Source organism: Brevundimonas sp. (assembly GCF_047617075.1).
Taxonomy (GTDB): Bacteria; Pseudomonadota; Alphaproteobacteria; order Caulobacterales; family Caulobacteraceae; genus Brevundimonas.
In genome coordinates, this window is sequence record NZ_JBLGCI010000007.1 from 123,067 (window position 1) to 149,205 (window position 26,139).

At 68.0% G+C, this 26,139-nt stretch carries 20 protein-coding genes, 2 tRNA genes and 1 pseudogene; 6 read left to right on the forward strand and 17 right to left on the reverse strand.

The annotated features are described in order from the left end of the window. Position 1: 1 nt before the first annotated feature. The 8 genes from ACI8U3_RS09615 to ACI8U3_RS09650 form a co-directional block, all read right to left on the reverse strand. Positions 2-1,534, reverse strand: coding sequence for an acyl-CoA carboxylase subunit beta (locus ACI8U3_RS09615; protein WP_415014655.1), 1,533 nt, complete (start codon positions 1,532-1,534; stop codon positions 2-4). 219 nt (positions 1,535-1,753) lie between these two features. Continuing rightward, on the reverse strand, positions 1,754-2,047 hold the full coding sequence (locus ACI8U3_RS09620; RefSeq protein WP_415014656.1) for a winged helix-turn-helix domain-containing protein: 294 nt from the start codon (positions 2,045-2,047) through the stop codon (positions 1,754-1,756). After that, positions 2,044-2,490 (reverse strand): hypothetical protein, encoded by a 447-nt coding sequence (locus ACI8U3_RS09625; protein WP_415014657.1) that lies wholly within the window; start codon positions 2,488-2,490, stop codon positions 2,044-2,046. The genes ACI8U3_RS09620 and ACI8U3_RS09625 overlap by 4 nt, the downstream gene beginning before the upstream one ends. A 79-nt stretch (positions 2,491-2,569) precedes the next feature. Continuing rightward, a complete protein-coding gene (locus tag ACI8U3_RS09630; RefSeq protein WP_415014658.1) occupies positions 2,570-3,319 on the reverse strand; it encodes an ATP12 family chaperone protein in 750 nt (249 codons plus the stop codon). A 70-nt stretch (positions 3,320-3,389) separates the two neighbouring features. Further along, positions 3,390-3,466, reverse strand: a tRNA-Lys gene (locus ACI8U3_RS09635). 94 nt (positions 3,467-3,560) lie between these two features. Next, positions 3,561-4,184 (reverse strand): hypothetical protein, encoded by a 624-nt coding sequence (locus tag ACI8U3_RS09640; protein WP_415014659.1) that lies wholly within the window; start codon positions 4,182-4,184, stop codon positions 3,561-3,563. A gap of 234 nt (positions 4,185-4,418) precedes the next feature. Continuing rightward, complete coding sequence (locus ACI8U3_RS09645) at positions 4,419-4,994, reverse strand: hypothetical protein (protein WP_415014660.1); 576 nt, start codon at positions 4,992-4,994, stop codon at positions 4,419-4,421. A gap of 149 nt (positions 4,995-5,143) precedes the next feature. Next, complete coding sequence (locus ACI8U3_RS09650) at positions 5,144-6,895, reverse strand: ATP-binding protein (RefSeq protein WP_415014661.1); 1,752 nt, start codon at positions 6,893-6,895, stop codon at positions 5,144-5,146. A 170-nt stretch (positions 6,896-7,065) separates the two neighbouring features. Here ACI8U3_RS09650 and ACI8U3_RS09655 point away from each other — a divergent pair, with 170 nt between their 5' ends. From ACI8U3_RS09655 to ACI8U3_RS09680, 6 genes are all read left to right on the forward strand, one after another. Then, a complete protein-coding gene (locus tag ACI8U3_RS09655) occupies positions 7,066-7,326 on the forward strand; it encodes a hypothetical protein (protein ID WP_415014662.1) in 261 nt (86 codons plus the stop codon). An 82-nt stretch (positions 7,327-7,408) separates the two neighbouring features. Next, positions 7,409-9,199: an autotransporter assembly complex protein TamA gene (locus ACI8U3_RS09660; RefSeq protein ID WP_415014663.1), complete on the forward strand. Its 1,791-nt coding sequence runs from the start codon at positions 7,409-7,411 to the stop codon at positions 9,197-9,199. Then, positions 9,196-13,428: a translocation/assembly module TamB domain-containing protein gene (locus ACI8U3_RS09665; protein WP_415014664.1), complete on the forward strand. Its 4,233-nt coding sequence runs from the start codon at positions 9,196-9,198 to the stop codon at positions 13,426-13,428. The genes ACI8U3_RS09660 and ACI8U3_RS09665 overlap by 4 nt, the downstream gene beginning before the upstream one ends. Positions 13,429-13,495: 67 nt before the next feature. Beyond that, positions 13,496-14,746: a hydrolase gene (locus ACI8U3_RS09670; protein ID WP_415014665.1), complete on the forward strand. Its 1,251-nt coding sequence runs from the start codon at positions 13,496-13,498 to the stop codon at positions 14,744-14,746. Between the two features lie 4 nt (positions 14,747-14,750). After that, positions 14,751-15,758 carry an arginine N-succinyltransferase gene (locus tag ACI8U3_RS09675; protein WP_415014666.1) on the forward strand — a complete coding sequence of 336 codons (1,008 nt, stop codon included), beginning with the start codon at positions 14,751-14,753 and terminating at the stop codon, positions 15,756-15,758. Between the two features lie 85 nt (positions 15,759-15,843). Beyond that, a complete protein-coding gene (locus tag ACI8U3_RS09680; protein ID WP_415014667.1) occupies positions 15,844-17,730 on the forward strand; it encodes a patatin-like phospholipase family protein in 1,887 nt (628 codons plus the stop codon). Positions 17,731-17,962: 232 nt separating this feature from the next. On the opposite strand, the pseudogene ACI8U3_RS09685 reads toward ACI8U3_RS09680, so the two are convergent. The 9 genes and pseudogenes from ACI8U3_RS09685 to tuf form a co-directional block, all read right to left on the reverse strand. Beyond that, a pseudogene (locus tag ACI8U3_RS09685) lies at positions 17,963-18,358 on the reverse strand (methyltransferase domain-containing protein); the annotation flags it as partial. Between the two features lie 253 nt (positions 18,359-18,611). Further along, positions 18,612-19,253, reverse strand: a complete 642-nt coding sequence (locus ACI8U3_RS09690; protein WP_415014668.1) for an exopolysaccharide biosynthesis protein — start codon at positions 19,251-19,253, stop codon at positions 18,612-18,614. 75 nt (positions 19,254-19,328) lie between these two features. Further along, positions 19,329-19,517, reverse strand: a complete 189-nt coding sequence (locus ACI8U3_RS09695) for a DUF3008 family protein (protein WP_415014669.1) — start codon at positions 19,515-19,517, stop codon at positions 19,329-19,331. Between the two features lie 50 nt (positions 19,518-19,567). Beyond that, complete coding sequence (locus ACI8U3_RS09700; protein ID WP_415014670.1) at positions 19,568-20,182, reverse strand: hypothetical protein; 615 nt, start codon at positions 20,180-20,182, stop codon at positions 19,568-19,570. Then, a complete protein-coding gene (locus ACI8U3_RS09705) occupies positions 20,182-21,342 on the reverse strand; it encodes an isovaleryl-CoA dehydrogenase (protein ID WP_415014671.1) in 1,161 nt (386 codons plus the stop codon). Before ACI8U3_RS09705 ends, ACI8U3_RS09700 begins: the two co-directional genes overlap by 1 nt. 42 nt (positions 21,343-21,384) lie before the next feature. Next, positions 21,385-22,767, reverse strand: coding sequence for a glycoside hydrolase family protein (locus tag ACI8U3_RS09710; protein WP_415014672.1), 1,383 nt, complete (start codon positions 22,765-22,767; stop codon positions 21,385-21,387). 99 nt (positions 22,768-22,866) lie between these two features. Beyond that, entirely contained in the window at positions 22,867-24,282 is a 1,416-nt protein-coding gene (gene mgtE, locus ACI8U3_RS09715) for a magnesium transporter (RefSeq protein WP_415014673.1), read from the reverse strand. 235 nt (positions 24,283-24,517) lie between these two features. Beyond that, a tRNA-Leu gene (locus ACI8U3_RS09720) sits at positions 24,518-24,602 on the reverse strand. A 346-nt stretch (positions 24,603-24,948) separates the two neighbouring features. Beyond that, positions 24,949-26,139, reverse strand: a 1,191-nt coding sequence (gene tuf, locus ACI8U3_RS09725; protein WP_415014674.1) for an elongation factor Tu, incomplete at its 5' end; no start/stop codon positions are given.

Consider the following 26,139-nt stretch of genomic DNA (forward strand, 5'->3'; position numbering starts at 1 on the left):
CTCACAACGGAATATTATCGTGCTTCTTCCACGGGTTCTCCTGACGCTTGTTGGCCAGCGTCCCCAGCGCCCGGATCAGCCGTCTCCGCGTCCCGTGCGGCATGATCACGTCGTCGATATAGCCCCGTGACGCCGCGACAAACGGGTTGGCGAAGCGCTCCTTGTACTCGGCCTCGCGCGCGGCCAGCGCCTCCGGGTCGCCGGCCTCCTTGCGGAAGATGATCTCCACCGCCCCCTTGGCGCCCATGACCGCGATCTCGGCGGTGGGCCAGGCGTAGTTGACGTCGCCGCGCAGGTGCTTGCTGCTCATGACGTCATAGGCGCCGCCGTAGGCCTTGCGGGTGATCACGGTCAGCTTGGGCACCGTGGCCTCGGCATAGGCGAACAGCAGCTTGGCGCCGTGCTTGATCAGGCCGCCGTATTCCTGGCGCGTGCCGGGCATGAAACCGGGCACATCCACGAAGGTCAGCAGCGGAATGCCGAACGCGTCGCAGAACCGCACGAAGCGCGCGGCCTTGCGCGACGCATCGATGTCCAGCACCCCCGCCAGCACCTGAGGCTGGTTCGCCACCACGCCCACGGTCTGGCCGTCCAGCCGGCCGAAGCCGGTGATGATGTTGCGGGCGAAGCCTTCGGAGATCTCGAAGAACTCCGCCTCGTCCACCACCTTCAGGATCAGCTCCTTCATGTCATAGGGCTGGTTCGGATTGGCGGGCACCAGGGTGTCCAGGCTGGGCTCGTCGCGCTGGGGCTCGTCATAGCTGTCGCGCACCGGCGGCTTCTCGCGGTTCGACAGGGGCAGGAAGCCCACCAGACGGCGCACTTCCGACAGCGCCTCCAGATCGTTCTCGAACGCCCCGTCCGCCACGCCGGACTTGCTGGCGTGGACCCGGGCCCCGCCCAGATCCTCGTGGCTGACCACCTCATTGGTCACCGTCTTCACCACGTCGGGGCCGGTGACGTACATGTAGGAGGTGTCCTTCACCATGAAGATGAAGTCGGTGATGGCGGGCGAATAGACGTCGCCCCCCGCGCACGGGCCCATGATGACGCTGACCTGGGGAATGACGCCGCTGGCAAGCGTGTTCTGCAGGAAGATGTCCGCATAGCCCGCCAGACTCTCGACACCCTCCTGAATGCGCGCCCCGCCGGCGTCGAAGATGCCGATGATGGGCGCCCCGTTGGTCAGGGCCATGGTCTGCAGCTTGACGATCTTGGCCGCGTGGGCGCCCGACAGGCTGCCGCCGAACACCGTGAAGTCCTTGGAGAACACATAGACCAGCCGCCCGCCGATGGTGCCGCGCCCCGTCACCACCCCGTCGCCGGGGATGCGCTGATCCTGCATGCCGAAGTCGTGGGAGCGGTGCTCCACGAACATGTCGGTCTCCTCGAACGAGCCCTCGTCCAGCAGCACGTCGATGCGCTCGCGCGCCGTCAGCTTGCCCTTGGCGTGCTGGGCCGCGATCCGCTTTTCACCACCACCGAGCTTGGCGGCTTCGCGGCGCTTTTCCAGCTGTTCGAGGATGTCTTGCATGGGCGGGCTCCTGAGCGTTTTCCTTGCGGGAAGGCTTAGGAGCCGACGCGGGCGGTGGCAAGCAATCCTCCCCATCGGGGGAGGGGGACCGCGAAGCGGTGGAGGGGGTGTTTCCGCCGCGCAGTACTGGCTTGCTTGCTGTTGAGGTTTCAGAGGGGCGAAGCGGACAGACCCCCTCCACCATGCTGCGCATGGTCCCCCTCCCCCGGCGGGGGAGGATTACGCCATCCCCGCCAGCCGGGTCAGTTCCGCCACATGGGCGGCGAAGGCCTTGCGGCCGGCAGGCGTCAGCGACAGCCAGGTGCGCTGGCGCCCGTCCACCGCCGCCTTGCGGGGCTTCAGATAGCCGGCCTCCTCCAGCTGCTTCAGATGCTTGGACAGCACCGAGTCCGACACCTTGATGGCGTCGCGGATCATGGCGAACTCGGCCTCGTCGATGCGGGACAGGATGGCGCAGATCTGCAGTCGCCCCGGCGCGTGGATCACCGGATCGAAGACGGGAACGGCGGTCATCCCGCCGCCTCCGCCAATTCCCGCTTCCACACCGCCATCCAGATGCGCCCGCCGACGATGGCGGCGACGAAGCCCGCCGCCCCGGTGGCCAGCGGCGTCCAGGCGATCCCGGCCGCCTTGCCCCAGATGGACAGGCCCATCAGCCCGATCAGCACCACGGCCAGCCCGATGGCGATCCATCGGGCGCGCTTCGGCGAATAGCCGCTGACCCACCAGCCGAACTTCTGCTTCCACCAGTTGATCATCAGCACCAGCCCCAGCATGGACACGACCAGCACCAGGGCCGACCAGGGCTGAGGCATCCCCTGCCCCGCCACCAGCAGACCGCACACCGTCCCGTACATCAGGTCATAGCCGACAGGGTATTTCATCTCGCCGGGCACGGCCTGGCGGGCGCTTGCGATGGCGTCCAGCGCCTCTCGCGGGTCCGGTTGGTTGGTCATGGCGAACTCCTCACTTTCCAGATCGGAAAATGAGCGTGACTTTCCACATCGTCAAGTCATTATTTTCCAGATTGGAAAATCAGCGCAGCGCCGCGAACCACCGCTCCAGCATCACCGCCTCGGCGCGCAGGCCCTCGGCGCGCTCGGCCGCCTCGGCGTCCACACCCCAGCGCTCCTCGGTGAAGGCCTCGTCCAGCCGCGACAGGTCGTACGCCTCCGCCCCGGACAGCGCGCCCCGCTGCACCGCAAAGGCCAGCACCGCCGATCCGAACAGCGGCGTGGCCATGGCCAGGCCGGTCAGGGCGTAGTCGTCCAGCTTCAGCGCCGCCTCGCGCACCGCCGTCAGGGCGTCATCCGCCTGTGGCCGATGGACGATCCCCGCCACCGGAACCAGCACACAGCCCAGCTCCCGCTCGGCCCAGTCCCGCCACGGCGTCCAGTCCCGCGCCTGCCGCTGCACCAGGGTGTCCGGGGTTTCGGCCAGATAGCAGATCACGTCCGAGCCGGCGTAGGCGGCGATCTCGTCGGCCACCGCGCGGCGCGCCTCGCGAACCCGGTCGATGGCGGTGAAGGCCAGCCGCGTGGCCGGCATGGTGGCGGGGATCAGGGCCTCGCCCTGCCCGGCCCATTCCTCAGCCACCAGCTGCGCGGCGGCCCGGGTCGGCAGCACCAGGCTGTGGCCCGCCGGGGACTTGGGCATCTTGCCGTCCAGCCTGACGGCCCAGCCCTGGCCGTCGGGCTCTACGCTGACGGTCTTCCAGAACCGGCGCACCTGGTCCGGGGCGAAATCCACGAAGCCCGTGGGGCGCTTTGACGGCGTATCGGCCATCGGCCAGTCCAATCGAAAAGGATGATCTCGCTTCGGTAACGCGCGCCCTGAAAAATCGGCGCCGTGGGAATGGTGAGCCCCCTCGGGTTCGAACCGAGGACCCTCTGATTAAAAGTCAGATGCTCTAACCAACTGAGCTAGGGGCTCCCACACCTTGAAGCGGCGCGGACCATACGGATGTCGCCTCGCCGGGGCAAGACGGTCCGCGCGCTCTTTTTTCACACCGGATCAGGCCGCGGCCTCAGGCAAAGAGATAGTCCTCGATCGGTGGATCGAACAGAGTGAACTGCGCCTCCTCCATGGGATTCAGCGGCAGGAGAAACTTGATGCCGTCGGACCGCTGGCCGATGTCGAACACGGGATTCGCGGCCACCTCCTGCGGCGGCGCGATATGCATGTCCGGTCCAAGGACGAAGTCGTCACCGGACACGAACGCCAGTTGATCCACTGTACCCATGTCGCCATCACCCGCGTCGTTCCCCTTGCCGAAGGGTTTGAAGAAGTCCGCTATGGATTGCGCCAGATCACCGACAAAGCCGCCGACCACGTCGCCCAGGTACCCCACAAAATCCCAGGCCGCATTGGCCATGTCGCCCGTCCAGTCCCAAGCGGCCTCCGCTGCGTCCATGGTCAATTCAGCGACCTCGCCAAAGAATCCGAGCACCTCCCCGATCCCGTCCATGATCCCGGCGAATCCGTTCATCTCAAGCCAATCGGTAATCTGAGCATAGAAATTAACCGGCGCACTCAGCCATTGCATCATGTGAGAAATCTGATTTCCCAACCCAGCGACGTTGAATATGTCCCGAACAAAATCCACGCAGTTGCGCCCCAGAAGACCATAAGAGTTGCCAGAATCGTTCATGATCCCGGTAACCCAATCATATATGGCCGTCATCTGCTCGTAAGTGACATCATAACTCGTACTGTGAATATCACTTCTCTCTGCATTATCCTCTTCTCTTACCCCCCCCAAATTCCATCACTTGTATTATTCCCGACTGTAATACTCCAACCGTCAGGGCCAGTGAGCGTCACATTGACATGCCCAGTCCATGATCCATCAAATACATTTACTGTAACTGTGTATTCGCCCACACTAACTTTCCATCTCAAAATTCACACGAAGAACCGCATCGTTGTTGTCGAAAACAATAGATCGACCAACCACGCCCGTTCCATTGCATTGAAAAATTCGCCAGTTCTCACTGGCTGACATGCCGAAGCGGGCTGGAGCATTCCAATGCGTAACTTCGCTCGGTCGCGTCAAAAAATCGCATGGACGCCGCAATGCGGCCTCCACAACGCTGCGAATAGCAGGATCGGCGAACAGCTCCCGATTGTAGTGAAAACTCGCGCAGGCGTCGGCGTTGGCGCAGTCTGGCGCTGGAGGACCCCCGATCAAGCGGCACGCCCGCTCCTTGCGGACCAAATAGGCTTCAAGCGCCCGCCGATCACAAACGCCGCCCCTGATCAGGGTGTATGCCGCATCCCCCATGTGTTCGTAGTAGCCAAGCCCGGTCATAGACCGAACCAGGGCTTCTTCTGCGGCAGCGCGAAACGCCATGGAATAAAGTGACGGATGATGCCCATACCAATCAAGCCGTTCCGGGAACGGCCTGGCACATCCGCTGAGCAGCAATACAGCTGCGGCTATTCCTATGAGCGTCTTCACTTGATCCGTCTCCGGGCCGCAAAATCTTTCATTTACGGGATTAGTTTGGCGGACCTGCTCATACACGGTCAAGTCGTGTTGAGTGCTTTAGAAGTCGACGCTGTAACGGCACAGGAAAGCGCTGCGCTCTGCGGTTGAAGATTCTGTTCTCAGGCCGCCGCGTGAGCCTTCTCCTGCCCGCCAGGGCTCCGCTCCGTGCAGGCCTCGCCCAGGGTGCGGGCCAGAAGCGGCGCATCGATGGGCTTGGTGAGAAAGGCGTGGACGCCCGCTGTGTCCCAGGCGGCCTTGTGCACGTCCATGGCGTTGGCGGTCAGGGCGATGATCGGCGTGTCGGCGTTGGGGCCCGCCCCGGTGCGAATGCGCCGCGTGGCCTCCAGCCCGTCCATGACCGGCATCTGCATGTCCATCAGGATGGCGTCGAAAGTCTCCGCCCCCGCCGCCTCAACCGCCTCGGCGCCGTTCTCCACCAGGGTCAGGCGACAGCCGTGCGGCTCCAGCAACAGCGCCAGGATTCGCCGGTTCACCTCGTGATCGTCCACCGCCAGAATGCTGCGACCCTGCAATGTCACCGCCGCCGCCCGGGCGGCAGGCGCCGCCTCGACAACGGCGTCCTCGACCGCCTCGACCCGCACCGTCAGGGTGAAGGTTGACCCCTCGCCCGGCGCGCTGGTCACGGTCAGGTCGCCGCCCATGGCCTGGGCCAGGCGACGGCTGATGGCCAGGCCCAGGCCCGTGCCGCCGTATCGCCGCGTGTCCCCCGCCGACACCTGTTCGAAACTGTCGAAGATGCTGTCGATCTGGTCCGCCGGGATACCGCATCCCGTGTCGTGAACCTCTGCGGTCAGTGTGGATGTCGCCTCGTCCCAGCAAACGTCCACGCGAATGGCCCCGTCTTTCGTGAACTTCACCGCATTGGACAGCAGATTGAACAGGATCTGCTGGAACCGCAGGGGATCGGTCAGCACCGTTTCGGGCACGGCCTCATGCACCCCCACGCTCAGGCGAACGCCGCGCGACGCCGCCTTGGGCTCCCACAGGCGGCGCAGGGCCCCCAGCTTGTTGCGCACATTCATCTCGGCGGATTCCAGCCGCATCTTGCCGGCTTCGATCTTGGAGAAGTCCAGCACGTCGTTCAGCAGACCCAGCAGCATGTCCCCGCCATCCAGCAGCATGGACACATGTTCGCGCTGCTGCGTGTCCAGGCGGGTCCGACGCAGCATGTTCGCAGCGGAAATCACCGCGTTCATGGGCGTCCTGATCTCGTGGCTGATGACGGCCAGAAACTCGGACTTGGCCGCGCTGGCGTTCTCCGCGCGTTTTCTCAGCGTCACGGCTTCCAGTTCGGCCTCGCGCAGCTCGCGGGTCGTTGTCATGGACTGACGCACCGCCACCACCAGATGGATCACGTAAAGGAGCGCCGCCAGAACCACCGCCAGGACCGCCGGATTGCGCGTCACCACCAGAGTCAGGATCGGCAAACCCAGAAAATAGGCAGCATGGGGGATGACCGAGGCGAACAGCAGGCCTCGCACATGATGCATGTGCAGACTGACATGAAGCAGGCCTCCGGCCACCTGCACCAGGGCGAACAGCGGCCCGAACTCGCCGCCCCGCGTCCAGAGGTAAACCGAGATCGCCGAATAGATGGCGGTGTTCAGCGCGGCCGACGTGATGCACAGGCCGCGAACCCATCCGGCGGCCCTTTTCGGCGCCAGTCTCAGGGGCCGGAACGCCAACCAGTCGAAGGCCTGGCCCGCCAGAACAGCGCAGAACCAGATCACCGGCCATGCCGACGGCGCCATCAGCATGGCGGCGGCGCCGATGAACAGCGCCAGACCGATCCGCGTCGGCAATTCCCTGTGACGCACGGCGGCGACCGCAGCGTACCCGGACGTGACCATGGTCCATCCGCCTCCCTTTGCGTGGAAGACTAGCTGGACTGTGCAAACGAATGGTTTCCGCAGCTTGACGCGGGCGCGGCCCTGCCAGATGGAACGAGCCTGCATATCAAGCGTTGGCATATCAAGCGTTGCTGGCCTGAAGAAAGCCAGCGTGGGTTGGGGACTCTAAGATGAACAAATTCAAGCTGATCGCGATCGTGGGGGCTTTGGCGGCTGTGGCCGCCTGTGACGATGAGGCCTATCGCGAGCCCGTGGACGCGGACATGCCGCCGCCGCCGGCGATGGAAACCGCCCCGGCAGCCGAGGACTCGGGCGAGGACGCCGCCGCCACGAGCCCGGATACGCCGCCGACCGACTACTCGCAGCTGCCCCCGCCGCCGGAAAGCTCGGAAGAGACCGTGCAGCCCGAAAGCGAGACGCTGTTCTATTGATGCGCGCGGCCTCGAAGCCGCCACACGGCGGTGGTTGAGGCTGTTCGCGAACACCTGACCCCGCGTGGCGGATCGGAGTAATGTGCGCTTGAGACGCCCGCTGGCCTTGATGACTGCCGCCGTTTCGGCCTTGGCGGCGACGGCCGTTCACGCTGAACCGCGCGCCCTGGTTCGCGGCGAAATGGAAGGCGGTCTGCGCGAGGCCATCGAAACCGCTGTGGGCGAAACCGACGCTCCCATCGAGAACCGCTTCCACGCCCGCCGCCGCGCCGCCGCAGCCGCCGAGCACGCCGAGGCCCTGCTCCGCTCCGAAGGCTATTATCAGTCCGTAATCGAGGAAGTGGTGGAGGGCGAAAGCCCGCCCAGCGCCGTCATCGTGGTGACGCCCGGCCCCCGCTTCGTGCTCAGCGAGCCCCGCGTCGACTGGCTGGACAATCCGCCCGACGAAGACACCCTCCGCGACGTCCAGACGGACCTTCAGGTCAAGCCCGACGCCCCCGGCCGCGCAACCGACGTCATCGCCATGGAAGGGCGCATCGTCTCGGACCTCAACCGCCGGGGCTACGCCGACGCGGCCACAGAGCCCCGCCGCGTGGTGGTCGACCACGCCGTGCTGCAGGTCCAGCCCACCTACCGCATCAACGCCGGCGAACTAGTGCGCCTGGACGGCGTCCGCGTACGAACGCGCGGACCGACCCGGGCCGAGTGGGTCGCCGGCCTCTCGCCATGGCCCCAGGGCGATGTCTACGACCCCGATGACGTCGCCGAGCTGGAACGTCGGCTTCTGGAGACCGGGGTCTATGACGGCGTCGGTGTCGCCCTGGCCCCGACCGAACAGACGGACGAGCAGGGCCTGCGCCCCGTCATCGTCACCCTGACCGACCGCCCCCGCCGAATTCTGGAAGCGGGCGTCAGCTATTCCACCACCGAGGGCCCGGGCGTCGACGGCATCTGGACCTGGCACAACCGCTTCGGCCGGGCCGACACCCTGCGTTTCCTGGCCCGCGCCGCGCGCATCGACAGCCGCATCGGCGCCGACCTGTCCCTGCCGCACTGGCGCCGGGCCGGTCAGACGCTCAGCCTCGGCGGAGCGGCCCTCTACGAAGACACCGACGCCTACGAGCGAACCGCCATCACCCTGAACGCCGACCTGCGTCAGCGTTTCGACCGCACCTCCTGGTACAGCTACGGCGTCGCCCTGGACGGCGGCCTGTACAACGAGACCCGCTTCGATCCGGTCACCCGGGGCCCGCTGGATGTGGAGCGCGATCTGGTGATCCTGACCGGCCGCAGCGGGGTCTATCTGGACCGCTCCAACGACCCGCTGGACCCACGCCGGGGCTGGCGCCTGTCCGGATCGGCCCAGCCCACGGCCGTGACCGGCGACGAAGACGTCTATTTTCTGCGCGCTGACGTGACAGGCACAGGCTATCTGCCGCTTCAGGACGAAGGCCGCACGGTGCTGGCGGGCCGCGTTCGCATCGGCTCGATCATCGGCGCCGAGGAATTCCTCGTTCCGTCAGACCGGCTGTTCTATTCCGGCGGCGGCGGCTCTGTGCGCGGCTATTCCTATCAGGGCGTCGGCCCGCGCCTCACAGACAACACCCCGCGCGGCGGCCTGTCCCTGTTCGAAACCTCCATCGAGGTGCGCCGCGACATTGGCGAGAATTTCGGCGCAGTGGTCTTCGTTGACGGCGGCGCGGTGGGCTTCGAGGAGACCCCGGACCTCAGCAACATGCGCTACGGCGCCGGCTTCGGCGTGCGCTATCGCCTGCCCTTCGGCCCCATCCGCGCCGACGTGGCCTTCCCCCTGAACAAGCGCGACGGCGACGCCGACTTCCAGCTCTACATCAGCATCGGACAGGCGTTTTGACCGACACGCCCCCGGAATCAGAAACCCCGAAAGAGGCGAAGGCCCGCCGCACGCGCCGCCAGTGGGCCGCCCTGATCGCGGGCATGGTCGCCGGTTGCCTGATCGCGGTGGTTCTGCTGGTGCTGGTGGGCGGACGCCTGTTCGTGCTGTCGCCCGCAGGACGCGATCTGGTGGTGGGCTTCGTCTCGGGCAAGCAGCTGGGCGACTACGGCGCCATCAATGTGGAGGGGCTGTCCGGCGACCTGTGGGATGACTTCACCATCGCCCGCGTCACCGTCACCGACGCGGAAGGCGTCTGGCTGGAAGCCACGAACGTGCGGGTCGACTGGACCTACTGGCCCCTGATCACCCGTCGTTTTCACGCCAGCGAGATCGAGGCCGAACGGATCCGCCTGATCCGTCGTCCTCTGGTCGAGGCGTCGGACGACGCGCCCGGCGGCGGCCTGCCCCTGACCATCGACATCGACCGTTTCGCGGCCAACATCGATCTGGAGGAAGGTTTCAGCCAGGAATACGGCCGCTGGACCCTGGCCGGTCAGACCCACATCGGGCGCATCGGCCTGAAGTCGGCCGAGGTGACGGCCTTCAGCCTCTCGCGCCGGGGCGATTTCCTCTATGGCGACGTGCGATGGGGCGACCGCATCGACGAACTGCGCGTCAACGCCCTGGCCCAGGAAGCCGGCGGCGGACCGCTGGCCGGCGCGCTGGGCTATTCGCCTGACGAACCTTTCCGCCTGCGCGCCCGCATCGACGGCGAGGGCGTCGACGCCATGGTCCGCACCGGCGATTTCACCCCCCTGACCATTGATGGCCGCTTCCGCCAGGGCGGCGGCACGCGAATCTCCGGTTATGCCGACTTCTCCGGCTCGGACCTGCTGGAGCCGTTCGTGCGCCGTATAGGCCGCACCGCCCGCTTCGGCCTGGCCACCGTCGCTGATCCGACCCGGCCCGACTTCGAGGCCATGGCCTGGGACCTGCGGGCCGAGAACTTCACCTCCACCGCCCGCGGCTTCGTCCGCTCCACCGACCGCGCGGTGCCGGACGGCATCCGCCTCAGCGTCGCCACCCCCTCCCTCACCCGGCTGACCGGAACCAGTCTGGCCGGACCGGCCGCCTATGTGGGCGTGTTCCAGGGCGACGGCGGCGCCTGGTCGCTGGAGGGCGCGGTCAGCGTCCGCAACCTCTCGGCCGCCAGTTACAGCGCAGCCCGTCTCGCCGGCCCGCTGAATGTACAGGTGCGGGGCGGTCATATGGCGCTGGACGGCGATCTGGCTGTGCAGGGCGGATCACGCTCGGGCGTCATCGGCGGCCTGCTGGGCGCCCAACCCCGTCTGGCGTTCGAGAGCGCCCGCACCCCAGACGGCGCCTTCCTGCTTCAGGACATCGACCTGCGCGGACAGGGTCTGATCGTCGAGGGCTCCGGCGCGCGCGGCATGAACGGCTCGCTGCGCTTCTCCGGCCGTGCCGAAGTCACCAACGCCGGTCTCGTCCGCCCCGGCGCCCGCGGCGCCTTCGGCGGCCCCATCCGCGCCAGTCAGGCCGAGCCGGGTCAGCCGTGGCGCGTCACCTTCGACGGTCGCGGCCGACGCCTCGCCACCGGCATGGCCGAGCTGGACCGCCTGCTGGGCGCCAGCCCCCGCCTCGCCGTCACCGCCGCCTATGACGAGGGCCGGATCGCCATCGACCGCGCGAACCTGACCGGCGCAGCCGGCCGCGCCAACGCCCGGGGCCTGATCGGCGGCGACGGCGGCCTGCGCCTCGCTCTGGACTGGAACGCCGAGGGTCCCTTCGGCGTCGGCCCCGTGGCCATCGACGGCGCCATGACCGGCGACGGCGCCCTCACCGGGACCCTCTCGCGCCCCCGCGCCGACCTCACGGCCCAGTTCGCCGAGGTGGCCGCCGGTCCCCTCTCCCTGACCGACGCCGATCTGGTGCTGAGCTTCCGGCGCGGGGCCAACGCGTCCGACGGCCGCGTCGCTGTGACCGCCGACAGCAACTATGGCCCTGCCCGCGCCTCGGGCGATTTCTTCCTGGCTGACGGCGGCGTGCGCCTGTCCGGCGTGGACGTGAACGCCGGCGGTGTAGAAGCACAAGGCGACATCGCCCTGGTCGGCGGCGCCCCCGCCAGCGCGGACCTGACCTTCACCGCTCGCCAGGGCGCCTTCCTCGCCTCGGGCGAGGCGGACGGCCGGGTGCGCCTCACCGAGGGCGCGGGCGCCGACACGGCCATCCTCGACGTCACAGGCCGCAACGTCCGTTTCGCCGGTTCCGGCTATCTGATCCGCACCCTGGACCTGAACGGCCGGGGCACGCTGAACCGCCTGCCCTTCACCCTCACCGCCGACGTGGCGGGCGACACGCCGGTGGAGTTCGACGGCTCGGGCGTCTATGCGCGCACCGACGACGCCCAGACCGTCACCCTGTCCGGCGACGGCCGCGTGCGCGAGATCGCCTTCAACACCCGCAGTCCCGCCGTGATCGCCCTCGCCGGCGACGGCCGCGTGGCCCGGGTGGATCTGGGCGTCGGCGGCGGCGTTCTCGTCGGCGAACTGCGTCAGGACAGCAACGCCGCCCTGATCGAGGCCAATCTGACCAGTGTGAACCTGGGCTCCCTGTCCCCCGACCTGCGCGGCCGCGTCACGGGCCGCGTGTCCCTGCGCGGCGCGGGCGACGACCTCACCGGCTCCGCCAACATGACCCTGGCCGACCTGCGCAGCGTCGATGCGGCCGAAGGCCTGGCCGTGGACGGAACCCTCGACGCGCGCCTCATGGACAACACCCTGCAACTGACCGCCCGCGCCGTGGATGCGGATACGGTTCAGGCGACCGCCGAACTGACCTTGCCGGTCGAGGCGTCCGCCGCGCCCCTGCGGCTGGCGATAAACCGCACCCGCCCCATGTCCGGCGACGTCTCACTCAGCGGCCAGATCCAGCCCATCTGGGACCTCTTCCTGGGCGGCGAACAGCGCCTGGCCGGGCAGGTCGAGGGCCGCGCGGACATCGCCGGCTCCATCAACGAGCCGCAGATCCGGGGCACGTTGGATGTGCGCCAGGGGTCTTTCCGCGACACGGTCACCGGGGTCCGGTTGAATGACCTGACCCTGGCCGCACGCTTCGACGGCGAATCCGCCGCCGTGGAGACCTTCACCGCCAACGACGGCTCCGGCGGCACGGTGTCCGGGTCCGGCCGCATGAACCTGCAGCAGGGCTCGGCCTCCAGCTTCACCCTGGATCTGTCCAGCTTCCGCCTGATCGACAACGAGATCGCCACCGCCGACGCCTCGGGGCCCATCACCGTCACCCGCGGCGAGGACGGCAATATCGAGCTGCGCGGCCGCCTGAACATCGACGAGGCCGAGATCGCGGCCAATCCGGTCGGCGGCAACGGCATCGTGCGCATGGACGTGATCGAGGTGAACCGCCCCGGCGGCGATCCCGACACGGATGAGGAAGACACCGACGCCGAACGTCGCGGCCCCTCCATCGGCCTGGACATCAACCTGCGCTCGCCAAACGGCCAGGTCTGGGTGCGCGGGCGCGGCCTGAACGTGGAGATGAACGTCAACGCCCGGGTTCGCGGAACCCTGTCCGATCCCCAGCTGACCGGCACGGCCCGGGTGGTGCGCGGCGACTACGACTTCGCGGGCAAGCGTTTCGTGTTCGACGAGCGCGGCACGGTCACCCTGTCCACCGACATCGACCGCATCCGTCTGGACCTGCGCGCCGTGCGCGACGACCCGGCCCTGACCGCCGAGGTGCGCGTCACCGGAACCGCCGCCTCGCCCGAGATCGAGCTGACCTCCACGCCCCAGCTGCCCCAGGACGAAATCCTGTCCCAGGTCCTGTTCGGCCGCTCGGCGTCCCAGCTGTCGGCCTTCGAGGCGGCCCAGCTGGCGTCCGGCGTGGCGTCGCTGGCCGGTGGCGGCGGCTTCGACGTGCTGGGCAACCTGCGCGAGTTCGCGGGGCTGGACCGTCTGTCCTTCGGCGGCGACGCCTCGGCCCTCACCGTGGCCGGGGGGCGCTACCTCACCGACAACGTCTATTTCGAGGTCATCGGCGGCGGCGAGGCGGGCGGCGCCGTCCAGTTGGAGTGGCAGGTCCGCCGCAATATCGCCGTCACTTCCCGCGTGGAGGGCGACGGCGACGCGCGACTGGCCATCCGCTGGCGGAACCAGACCCGCCAGCCCGGCGCCGGACGGCGTGATCGTCGCCCGAACCGGGACGAGTAGACGCGAACGGCGCACGAATATTGCCCGACTTGGCTTTTGTCCCGCCGGGCGCGTAGGGTCCGCGCGCATGAAGATTCACCCCCACGATCAGGTCGTTCTGGATCGCGTCGCCGAGGCCGGCGACCGCATCCTCTCGCGCGCGGTGGCCTGGAGCGAGATCAACTCCGGCAGTCGCAATGACGCCGGCCTGGCGCGCATGCTGGACGTGCTGGAGGCCGAGGCCCGGACCCTGCCCGCCGCCGTCGAGCGTATTCCCACGTCCCCCTCCTCCATCGTCGGCGACGACGGCCGGGTGATCGAACAGGCTCACGCCGACTGCCTGAAGATCACCGCCCGCCCCGAGGCTCCGATCCAGGTGGTCCTGACCGGTCACTACGACACCGTCTTTCCCGCCGAGACCGCTTTCCAGACCGTGACCAAACGCGCCGACGGCGCCCTGAACGGCCCCGGCCTGGCCGACATGAAGGGCGGCATCTCCGTCCTGCTGGGCGCGCTGGAGGCGTTCGAGGCGCACCCGGACAAGGACCGCGTCGGCTGGACCGTCCTGCTGTCCCCGGACGAGGAGATCGGCTCGCCCGCCTCCGCGCCCCTGCTGGCCGAGATGGGCGCGCGCGGGCATCTGGGTCTGACCTATGAACCGGCGCTGGCCGACGGCACCCTCGCCGGCGCCCGCAAGGGCAGCGGCAACTGGCACCTGATCGTCACCGGCAAGGCCGCCCACGCGGGCCGCGCCTTCGACGAGGGCCGCAACGCCGTGGCCGGCGCCGCCATCCTCGCCGCCGCCCTGCACGGCCTGAACGGCCAGCGCGAGGGCGTCAGCGTCAATGTGGCCAAGATCTCCGGCGGCGGGGCGCTCAACGTCGTCGCCGACAACGCCGTGGTCCGCTTCAACGTCCGCGTGCCCGACGCCCAGTCCGCCGCCTGGCTCGAACACGCGGTCACCGAAATCGCCTCGGCCCCGCCGTTCGAGGGCCTGACCCTGCATCTGCACGGCGGCTTCACCCGCCCGCCCAAGCCCATGGACGCGGCCCAGACCGAACTGTTCGAGGCCGTGCGCCAGACCGGCGCCCTCTTGGGCCAGACCATCGCCTGGAAGTCATCAGGCGGCGTCTGCGAAGGCAACAACCTGCACGCGGCGGGCCTGCCCAATATCGACACCCTGGGCGTGCTGGGCGGCGACATCCATTCCGAGGACGAGTTCGCCTGGCCCGACAGCTTCGTCGAGCGCGCCCAGCTGTCCGCCCTGATCCTGTGCAAGACCGCCTCGGGCGAGATCGACGCCCACCGCCTCAAATCCCTTCGACTGGAGACCCTGTAACCGCATGCTCGTCGTCCGCCCCGCCGGGCCCTCCGACCTGGACTCCCTGCTCGAACTGGCCATCCTCTCCGGCCCCGGCTTCACCAGCCTGCCCGAGGACGCCGACGTCCTGTCCGAACGGCTGGACATCAGCCGCGACAGCTTCACCGGCAAGCTCGAGCCGCAAGAGCGCTGGTACACCCTGATGCTGGAGGACACGTCCACCGGCGACGTGGACGGCGTCGGCAGCGTCAAGGCGGCGGTGGGGCTGAAACGGCCCTTCTTCTCCCTGCGCATCGTCAACCACACCCAGTCCTCGCCCTCGCTGAACCTGCGGCTGGATCACCAGACCCTGGTGCTGGTCAATGAATGCACCGGCTGGACCGAGGTGGGCTCTCTGTTTCTCAAGGCCGACCGGCGCAAGGGCGGTGCGGGCCGCCTGCTGTCCCAGTCCCGCTACATGCTGATCGGCGCCGACCCCGAGCTGTTCGCCGACAATGTGCTGGCCGAGCTGCGCGGCGTCTTCACCCCCGACGGCGCCTGCCCGTTCTGGGATCATGTGGCGCACAAATTCTTCCCCATGGAGTTCGACGACGCCGACCGCATGACCGGCTCCACCGACAAGCAGTTCATCGTCGATCTGGCCCCGCGCCACCCCATCTATGTGAACCTGCTGCCCGAGCCAGCCCGCGCCGTGATCGGCAAGGTGCACCCCCAGGGCGTGCCCGCCATGGCCCTGCTGGAGTCCGAGGGCTTCCGCCCCAATGGGCTGGTGGACATCTTCGACGGCGGCCCCACGGTGGCCTGCCAGCGAGACAACATCCGCACCGTCCGCGACGCCCGTACCCTGACCCTGTCCGTCGCCGACGAGGTTGACGCCGAGCTGGTCTCCCTCGCCTCCACCGACAGCGTCACCGCCTTCCGCGCCGTGCGCACCAAGGTGGCCATCGACGGGGATACGGCCCACATGAGCAAGGAAGCCGCCGACGCCCTGAAACTCAAACCGGGCGCTGTCGTTCGGGTCAAAAGCTGATTCCTCGGACGCCCGGGTGGCGCGGCGTTAAGGCGGTCGACGCCGTTACCCAAACCGCAACAGAATCCCGTTAGTCTCGCGGATCATGAACACCCCCCGCGACGCCAGTCTGGAAGCGGCCCTGGCCCATATCTTCGCCGCCGAGGGCGAGACGCGGGCAAGCTGGTTCGCCCTGACCGGGGGTGAGCGCCTGTTCACCGCCGGCCAGCCCGCCGACACCCTCTATCTGGTCCGCTCCGGCCGCCTCGGCGTCTTCCGCCATCAGGAGGGCGAGACCGAGAGCCAGTTTCTCGGCGTCATTCGTCCCGGCGAACCGGCCGGCGAGATGTCCCTGATCGCCGGCACGCCCCACACCGCCACCGCCGTCGCCCTGCGCGACAGCGAGATCCTGGCCCTGCCACGCGAAGCCTTCCTCGACGCCGCCCGCGCCCATCCCGACGTGATGGTCGAACTGGCCAGTCTGATGGTGCGGCGCTCACGCGAGACCTCGCCCCGCGCCGCAGACCCCAGCGTGTTCGGCTTCGTCTCGGCCCGGGAACAGCCCATCCGCGCGTTCGTCGAGCGGGTGCGCGACCAGATCGGCCGCCTGGGCTTCACCGCCCGTGTCATCGATTCCTCGGCCCTGAACTCCGCCGCCGAATGGCTGTCCCTGATCGAACAGACCCACGATTTCGTCCTGTATTGCGCCGAGCAGGACGAGGCCGCCTGGGCCGGACTGTGCGCCCGCCAGGTGGACCGTCTGTTCGTGGTCGGCGACATGGGCGGCCCGGCCCGCATGCCCCCGGTCCAGCGCAGCGGCTCGCTGGAGGAGCACCAGCTCACCGACCTGATCCTGCTGCGCCCCGCCGACGGTCCGCCGCCCCGCGATACCGCCCGCTGGCTCAAGGCCGTCGACCCGGCCCGCTGGTTCCACATCCGCGAGGGCCTGGCCGATGACGAGGCCCGCGTCGCCCGCGTCCTGACCGCCACCTGCGTCGGCCTGGTCCTGTCCGGCGGCGGCGCCCGCGCCTACGCCCATCTGGGCGCCATCGCGGCCCTGCGCGAAGCAGGCGTGCCCTTCGACTTCGTGGGCGGCTCGTCCATGGGCGCGGTGATCGGCGCCGGCGTCGCCCTGGGCTGGACTCAGGAGCAGCTGGAGGACCGCATCCGCAAGGCCTTCGTTGAACACAGCCCCCTGTCCGACATCGCCTTCCCCATCGTCGCCATGACCCACGGGCGTAAGGTTAATCAACTGTTGATTGACGCCTATGGCGACATCGACATCGCTGACCTGCCCCTGCCCTTCTTCTGCGGCTCGTCGAACCTCACGGCCAACAGCTATGTGGTCCACCGGCGCGGCATGCTGAGGCAGGCCCTGCGCGCTTCCATCTCCTTGCCCGGCGTCCTGCCGCCCGCCGTGATCGACGGTCAGGTGCTGGTGGACGGCGCGGTGATGCGAAACCTGCCCGCCGACACCATGCGCGCCTGGCAGCCCGGCCCCGTGGTCGCCGTGGACGTCTCGCGCACCCACACCGTGGACCCCAGCGTGGTGGAGAATCCCAAGACCTGGTGGCGCTGGATCATCTCCGGCGACTGGAAACAGGGCCCGCCCATCGTCTCCATCCTGATGCGCTCGGCCACCATCACCAGCGCCGCAGACCTGGCCGAATCCCGCGCCGCCACGGATATGCTGGTCATGCCCGAACTTGGCGGCGTCGAGATCCGCGACTGGAAGGCCTTCGAGCCCGCCATCAAGGCCGGCTGGACCGCCGCCACGACCGCCCTGGCGGACCTTGAGGGCCCCGTCACCCACCTGCGCCTGCGCCGCGCCCGCAAGGCCGCCCTCAGCGCCGCGCGATCACGAACAGCCTCGGAAACGGCATCAGGGTCGTCCCGTCCGCCCGCCTCGGGAAAGCGTCCGAAAGCCGCCCCGAAAGCGCCGAAAGAAAAGCGTCCCGCATCTCGCCGGAAAGCGCCGTCAGATACGGCCTGAGCGCCGTGCCCTTCATCCACTCCAGCACCGCATCCTCCCCGCCCAGCACCTGCAGATAGGTGGTCGACCAGATGTCGATGTCGGAGCAAACGCCCGCCAGTGCGTCATAATAGCCCTCGGGCGTCAGCAGCGGCGCGATCGTGTCTATCCCCTCGAGCGCCCCGGCCCACGGCCCCGCGGCCGCCGCCTCGCGCATGATGGTGTGATGCCGCGTCTCGAACGCCATGGGCATTTGGCACGCCAACACCCCGCCGGGCGCCAGTTGTTCCGCGATCCGCCCGAACAGCGCCTCATGGTCCGGCAGCCACTGCAGCGACGCATTGGCCAGGATCAGATCCGCCGGCCGCTCCGGCGCCCACGCCCCCGCGTCGCCCTCTATCCAGTCCACCTCATCGGGCAAGGCCCGCGCCCGCGCCAGCATCTCGCCGCTGGAATCCAGTCCGTGCACCGCCGCCTCCGGCCAGCGCCGCTTCAACATGGCCGCGTGCTCGCCCGTGCCGCAGCCCAAATCCCAGATCTCGCCCGGCGCCATCTCCGGCAACCGGCTCAGCAGATCCAGCGCCGCCCGGTCCCGCTGGGCGCGAAACCGCTGATACTGGTCGGGGTCCCAGACGGGCGCGTCGATCACGAAACAGTCACCATGCGGAAGAAGGCCTTGCGAAGTCGCCGTTGCCTTCTAACCTCGTGAGTCCCTGTTAAACAGCTGAAAGGAGGTGATCCGGTGTCTCATTGTCACTCGACGCTAGCGGAGATCGGAACCCGGACCTCTAGAGAGGCCCGCGCCTGACCTTTCAGGCAAGGCTCTGATCGGCCGCGATGCGGTCCGACAATGCGAGGCCGCCGGAGCGATCCGGCGGCCTCAATTGTTTCGGAACAGGGTTTCAGAACAGCCGCCCGGCCCAGTCGCCGACCGCCTCGACGGCGGCCGTCACCGCCGCCCACACCAGAAACAGATAGATCACGCAGGCCACGGCCCCCAGGGCGCCCAGCAGGATCGCCACCCCGTCCCGCTGCATCACGCCCAGCCCCAGCACGATCAGGGTCACCCCCGGCAACAGATCGCCGAACGGCACCGGCAAGGCCATCATCACCGCCAGGAACACACAGGTCAGGCCCGTGACCACGTCGGCGACCTCGCCGGTCAGCCACGGCATGCGCGGGCGCGACAGCCGCTCCACGAACCGGATCGGCTTCCTCACCCGGGCCAACGCCTGGGCGAAGGTCTCGCGCGGCAGACCCCGGCTCAGCGTCCAGCTGGGCAGCCACACCCGATCCCGCTGAAGCGCCAGCTCCAGCGACAGCAGGATGATGGGCACGCTCAGGATCGCCTTGGACCCCGGCGGCCAGGGAAACAAACTGATGAGCGCGACGATCAGGATCAGCGCCCCGAACCCCCGCTCCCCGAACGCCTCGACGATCTCGCGCAGGGTCAGCTTCGCCCCGTCCCCACGCGCCAGATCCTCCAGAACCTCCGAAAAGGTCCGGCGATGTTCGGGCGGAGCGGTCAGGGCCGTCGACGTCATCACGCGTCCATCATGTGCGGGAGGCGCCGGGCCGATCCCGCCGCCGATTCACAGATGGGGCGCCCGCGCGGGCCGTCAACTGTCGCTCTTGTGCTCGGGTTTGTCCTTGCGCGACGTGCCGGCCATCTTCTCCAGCTCCGTCTCGCTCATGGACTCGACCATCGACTTCGACGCGCCCTTCAACTCGGACTTCGGCGTGTCCCCACGCTTGGCCGACAGGGCGGCCCCGGCGGCTTTCTGTTGGGCTGCGGATTTGGCGGGCATGGGCGGGCTCCTCTTTTGAGGAGCAATCCTGAAAACAGTGGTGAGGTTCCCTAACGCCATTTACGTTGCCGTTTGCGGAACGCGTAGCCGTCATCAGTGGATCGGGAGCGCCCTCCGGCAACCAAGCACACCGTCGCTCCGACAGTCGCGGCCACGGCGAGCCAGTGGCCGAGATGGCTGCAAGGAGCAGTCAGCATGGAGTTCGGCAAGGCGTAGACAATCAGTCCAACCCAAATTACCACAACATAGAGCGAAACGACCGCATTCACGCGCGACGGAGATATCGGTAATGGGCCGAGCAAGTCCGCAAACCGGTATAGAGCCCTCGCATCGGTAACCGTCTTGTGGAGCGGGCCGGTGACGCCGTCTTCAAGCATATCCACGTGATTTTCCCAGTTGCGCTGCCATGCTGCGCTTCCGCGGTTTACGAGGTACCAGGCGAGGCTGAAAATCAGGCCGATCATCCCGATCAGGAATGCGAGCGGCTTTGCGCCGCTGTTAGACTGTGCGGCCACGAAGCCAGCAAAAGCCACGCCGATGGTCGCCCAGAAGTAGGTCGCGCGTTTCCAGTAGAGCTCGATCTCGAAATTGCGAGTGAGCCACGCCCGATCGAGCGCGTCCTTCGCTGTCCTGGAGAAGGCCCGACGGTACTCGCGTTCTTCCACTAGCCCAGCAACTCCCGCCCGATCAGGAAGCGCCGGATCTCGTTCGTGCCCGCGCCGATGTCGTACAGCTTGGCGTCGCGCACCAGCCGCTCCACCGGCCATTCCTTGGTATAGCCGGCGCCGCCCAGCGCCTGCACGGCCTCCAGCGACACCTTCACCGCGTTCTCGCTGGCCAGCAGGATGGCGCCCGCCGCGTCGTATCGCGTGGTCTGGCCCGCGTCACACGCCCGCGCCACCGAATAGACGTAGGTCCGCGCCGAGTTCAGCGCCACGTACATGTCGGCCACCTTGGCCTGCATCAGCTGGAAGCTGCCGATGGCCTTTCCGAACTGCTTGCGCTCGCGCACATACGGCAGCACCACGTCCAGCGCCGCCTGCATGATGCCCAGCGGCCCCGCCGCCAGCACCGCGCGCTCATAGTCCAGGCCGCTCATCAGCACCGCCGCGCCGCGTCCCTCGCCGCCCATGATGTTCTCTTCCGGCACCTCGCAGTCCTCGAACACCAGCTCCGCCGTGTCCGAGCCGCGCATGCCCATCTTGTCCAGCTTCTTCGAAACGCTGAAGCCCTTCATGCCCTTCTCGATCAGGAAGGCCGTGACCCCGCCGTTGCCGTCGCCGGTGCGGGCATAGACCACCAGGGTCTCGGCGTGCGGCGCATTGGTGATCCAGAACTTCGTGCCGTTCAGGACGTAGCGGTCGCCCTTCTTCTCGGCCCGCGTCTTCATGGACATGACGTCCGAGCCCGAGCCCGCCTCCGACATGGCCAGCGAGCCCACATGCTCGCCGCTGATCAGGCCGGGCAGGTATTTGCGCTTCTGCTCTTCGGTGCCCCAGCGGCGGATCTGGTTCACGCACAGGTTCGAGTGGGCCCCGTAGGACAGGCCGATGGAGGCCGAGGCGCGCGACACCTCCTCCATGGCCACCACATGCTCAAGGTAGCCCAGGCCCAGCCCACCGTGTTCTTCCTCGACGGTGATGCCGTGCAGGCCCAGCTCGCCCATCTCGGGCCACAGGTCGCGAGCAAAGGTGTTGGTCTCGTCGATCTCGGCGGCGCGCGGCGCCAGCCGGTCGGCGGCCCATCTGGCGGTGGTCTCGCGGATCATGTCCGCGTTCTCGCCGAGGCCGAAGTTCATGGATTGGGGGGCGTTGGGAATGCTCATGCCAGCGGGTTAGCACCGCCCGGCCCGTTCGCAAAGCCGCGCTCAGTCCTCGCCGCGCCGGGCCCAGTGCAGATACAGATTATAGGCCGAAATCCCCACGCACAGCGCGCCGATCAGCGCCAGCACGCCGGACGCGACTGCGGTCTGGTCCACGCCGTAATGCACCGGCCGATCCGCCGCCATGGTGAAACCCACGACCGCCGCCCCGAACGCGGTCAGGCCCACCGCCCCCATCCCCAGAAAGGCGCCCGTCTCGCTCCAGTCCAGCCGCCCGCGCCGTTCCGGCTCGAACGACTCCGGCATGAACACCGGCTGGCCGCCCGCGCGCACGATGGGGTCCTCGATGAACAGCGGCTCCTCCTCCACCGCAGGACCGGGCCGCTCGGCCTCGGGCCAGACCTCACGCGTTGGCGGTTCCGGCTCCACCTCCGGCGGCGGCGTCAGGACCAGGACCCCCGCACCCGGCGCCTCGGTCTGCGTCCCCGTCTGCCCCAGGGGCTGGAACACCGCGCCGCCGGGCACTACGTAGGGCGTGTACCGCTGCAGGGCCATCACCATGGCCGCAGACGGTTTCGGCGCGGGCACGGCGGCCTCTGGAACCGGCTCGGGCCCAAGCTGGACCTGAGGGTCAGGGTCGGACTCGGGCGCGTCCTGGCCGTTCTCGTTGGCGGCCACCACCGCCGGTTCAGGCCCGTCAGGTTCCACCGCAGGCTCTACCGGCGCCGCGAATACGGGCGTCACCACAGGCTCTTCAGAATGTTCAGGCTCGGGGTCAGGCTGGGGCTCGACCACCACGTCCTGCTCGGCCTCGGCCGCAGGCTCGGCCGGACGGTCTTCGGGCGCATCATCCGCCGCTTCGCCCAGCAGGTGGGCCACGGCCATGGCGCGGGCGTCGCCGCTCTCTTCAGCGGCCACGACCGGGGTCTCCACAGCCGCTTCCGTCGACGGCGGCGCAGTAGCCGGCGCACTTAGCAGCGCCGCCAGATTCGCCTCCTGTTCCGGATCATGCCGGAACAGCGCGCTCTCGGCCGCCCTGCGGCGCGCGACCGCATCCGGCGCTGGCGTCAGCGGTTCGGCGTCGCAGGTCCCCAGCGCCCGCGCCGCATCCTCCGGCTCCCCCGCATTGACCCAGACCAACACGTCAGACGCCAGGAAACGCTCCAGCCCCACCGCCTGACCGAAACTGGCCAGGGCGTCCACCTGATGCTGGTTCAGCGGCAGGCTGACCCGCTCGGAAATCGCGTTCAGAATGGGCAGCAGATCGTATTGCAGCAGCAGTTCGGCGTCCGTCGCCGACACCTCGGCGCCCTCGCGGGCCGACAGCGTATGTCCATGGCCCACCACCCAACGTCCGTCCGCCAGACGCTCGGCGCGCGACCGGAAGCCCTCGAAGCTCTTGATGAGCTCCAGGCCCCCGCGGGACACCTTCAGCTTCGGCTTGTCGATCTGCGGCAACGGTCCTGACCCAGAATGAGACGGGCGGGTTCGCCCTGAGCGGGAACCAGCAAGCTCCGGGCCGCTCTCCTAGAGCAGGATCACCGCCGCCAGTCCCAGGAAGGTGAAGAACCCCACCGTATCGGTGATCCATGTCACGAATACGGGCGAGGCCACCGCCGGGTCCCGATCCAGCCGGTCCAGGATCATGGGGATCAGCGCCCCCGCCAGCGCCGCCGCCACCAGATTGATGGTCACCGCCAACCCGATCACCAAGCTCAGCATGGGCATGCCGAACCACACCGCCGCGATGGCCGCCAGCAGGACCGCGATGGTCGCCCCGTTCATGAAGCCTACCAGCGCCTCGCGCCGCACGATGCGCACGGCGTTCGCCGCCGACAGCTCGCGCGCCGCCAGCGAGCGCACCGCCACCGTCATGGCCTGCACCCCGGCGTTGCCGCCGATGGAGGCCACGATAGGCATCAGGATGGCCAGCGCCACCAGCGCCTCGATCTGTTCCGAGAACACACCGATCACCAGCGAGGCGGCCACCGCCGTGCCCAGATTGATGATCAGCCAGGGAATGCGCGATCGCACCACGCCCATGACGCTGGCGTCGCGGCCCTCGTCCGACACGCCGGCCAGCCGCAGGATGTCCTCGCGGTTCTCTTCCTGAATGATGTTGACGATGTCATCGACGGTGATCTGGCCCACCAGCCGCCCGCCGAAATCCACCACCGGCGCCGAGATCAGGTGGTACTTCTCGAAGATGTAGGCCACCTCTTCCTGGTCCTGATGCACCTCTATCTCGTTGATGGGCTCCATCAGGGCGGCCAGCTTCACGTCCCGGGCCGAGCGCAGCAGGCGGCTCACCGCCACCCCGCCCACGGGCCGGTACTGCGGGTCCACCACGTAGATGTCGAAGAACAGCTCCGGCAGGTCCTCGCCCTGGGCCCGCAGGTGGTCGATGGTGTCGCCCACGCTCCAGAACTCGGGCGCCGCCATCACCTCGCGCTGCATCAGGCGCCCGGCGGAGTCCTCCTCATAGCCCAGCGAGCTCTCGATGGCGGCCCGGTCCTGTTCGGGCATGGCGGCCAGCACCGCGCGGCGCTGGTCGTCCTCCATTTCCTCCACCACCGCGGCGGCGTCGTCGGAGTCCAGTTCCTGCAGCGCCTCGGCCAGGGCGCCCGAGGGCAGCCGCTCCAGCACCTGCTCGCGGATGCTGTCGTCCAGCTCCGGCAGCACCTCAGCCAGCACGTCGGGCGCCAGCCACAGCACCAGCACCGAGCGGTGCTCGGACGTCAGGAAGCCCATCAGGTCGGCGATATCGGCGGGGTGTAGGTCTTCCAGCAGATCGTGCAGCCGCTCGCCGTCGCCGGCGTCGGCCGCGTCAACCACCTTCTCCACAAAGGCGGCCGTCAGGGCGTAGTCCTCGCCCAGGTGTTCGTCTTCGTCGTGTTCCGGGTCAGGACCGGCCGGGGCGTCGCGCACGTCGTCAATGGTCACGAGCGTCCTCCCCTTCGCCTCTGGCGTCCTGTTTCGGCTTCCGGGCAAAACCTGCAAGCTCTGGTTTACCGATACGAACCCTCACCCTACCCGTCATCGCCGGGCTTGTCCCGGCGATCCATACGCGCCGACGCTGCCGGGCGAACCCGGACTGCTCCGTGATCATGGATTCCCGGCACAGGGCCGGGCATGACGAATACGGGAACAAGGGGCGATCACTCGTCCCTCAAGGTGATGGTGCGGTCGAGAAGACTCGAACTTCCACGGGTTGCCCCACAGCGACCTCAACGCTGCGCGTCTACCAATTCCGCCACGACCGCTCGCATCGGAGCGGGGGCAATAGCCGAGGATGACCCGAAAGGAAAGGGGCAGTTACAGGGTAAGACCCTTGTTCCGCTTTTCTCCCGGCCGGAGAAGGAAAACCCGCGCACGAAAGCGCGAAGCGGCGTCGTTCTATGCGGGTCGTGTTTTGCCGGGACGTGCTCCGACCCTCACCCTGCGGGAGAGAGACACTTGAGCCCGCAAAGCAAAACCCCCGCCGGATTGCTCCAGCGGGGGTCTGCATTTCATTTGGTCAGAAGACCGAGCTTGTTACTCGGTGATCTTCGCGACGACACCGGCGCCGCCTCCGTGTGCGGTTTCCGCGCACGGCGCTCGTCGCGCAGATTACTCCGTAATCTTCGCGACGACACCTGCTCCAACCGTGCGGCCGCCTTCGCGGATAGCGAAGCGCAGCTTCTCTTCCATGGCGATCGGGGTGATCAGCTCGACGTTCAGCTCGGCGTTGTCGCCGGGCATGATCATCTCGACACCTTCCTTCAGGTGCACGATGCCGGTCACGTCCGTGGTGCGGAAGTAGAACTGCGGACGGTAGTTCGTGAAGAACGGCGTGTGACGGCCGCCCTCTTCCTTGGTCAGGATGTAGGCCTCGGCCACGAACTTGGTGTGCGGGGTGATCGAGCCCGGCTTGCACAGCACCTGGCCGCGCTCCACGTCCTCACGCTTGGTGCCGCGCAGCAGCACGCCCACGTTGTCGCCCGCCTCGCCCTGGTCCAGCAGCTTGCGGAACATTTCCACGCCCGTGCAGGTGGTCTTCTGAACGGGACGGATGCCCACGATCTCGACTTCTTCACCCACCTTGACGATGCCGCGTTCCACACGACCGGTCACCACGGTGCCGCGGCCCGAGATGGAGAACACGTCTTCCACCGGCATCAGGAACGGCAGGTCCACCGGACGCTCCGGCTGCGGGATGTAGGCGTCCACCTGGGCCATCAGCTCAAGGATACGCTCCTCGCCGATCTGCGGGTCACGGCCTTCCACCGCCGCCAGGGCCGAACCCTTGACCACCGGGATGTCGTCCCCGGGGAACTGGTACGACGAAAGCAGCTCGCGCACTTCCATCTCCACCAGCTCCAGCAGCTCCTCGTCGTCGACCATGTCGACCTTGTTCAGGAACACCACCAGCGCCGGCACGCCGACCTGACGGGCCAGCAGGATGTGCTCGCGGGTCTGGGGCATCGGGCCGTCGGCGGCCGAGCACACCAGGATCGCGCCGTCCATCTGCGCCGCGCCCGTGATCATGTTCTTCACGTAGTCGGCGTGGCCCGGGCAATCCACGTGCGCGTAGTGACGGTTGGCCGTCTCATATTCCACGTGCGCCGTGTTGATCGTGATGCCGCGCGCCTTCTCTTCCGGCGCAGCGTCGATGTCCGCATAGTTCATCGCCTTGGCGCCGCCGGCCTTCGCCAGCGTCATCGTGATCGCCGCCGTCAGGGTCGTCTTGCCGTGGTCAACGTGGCCGATCGTGCCGATGTTGCAGTGCGGCTTGGTGCGTTCAAACTTTTCCTTGGCCAT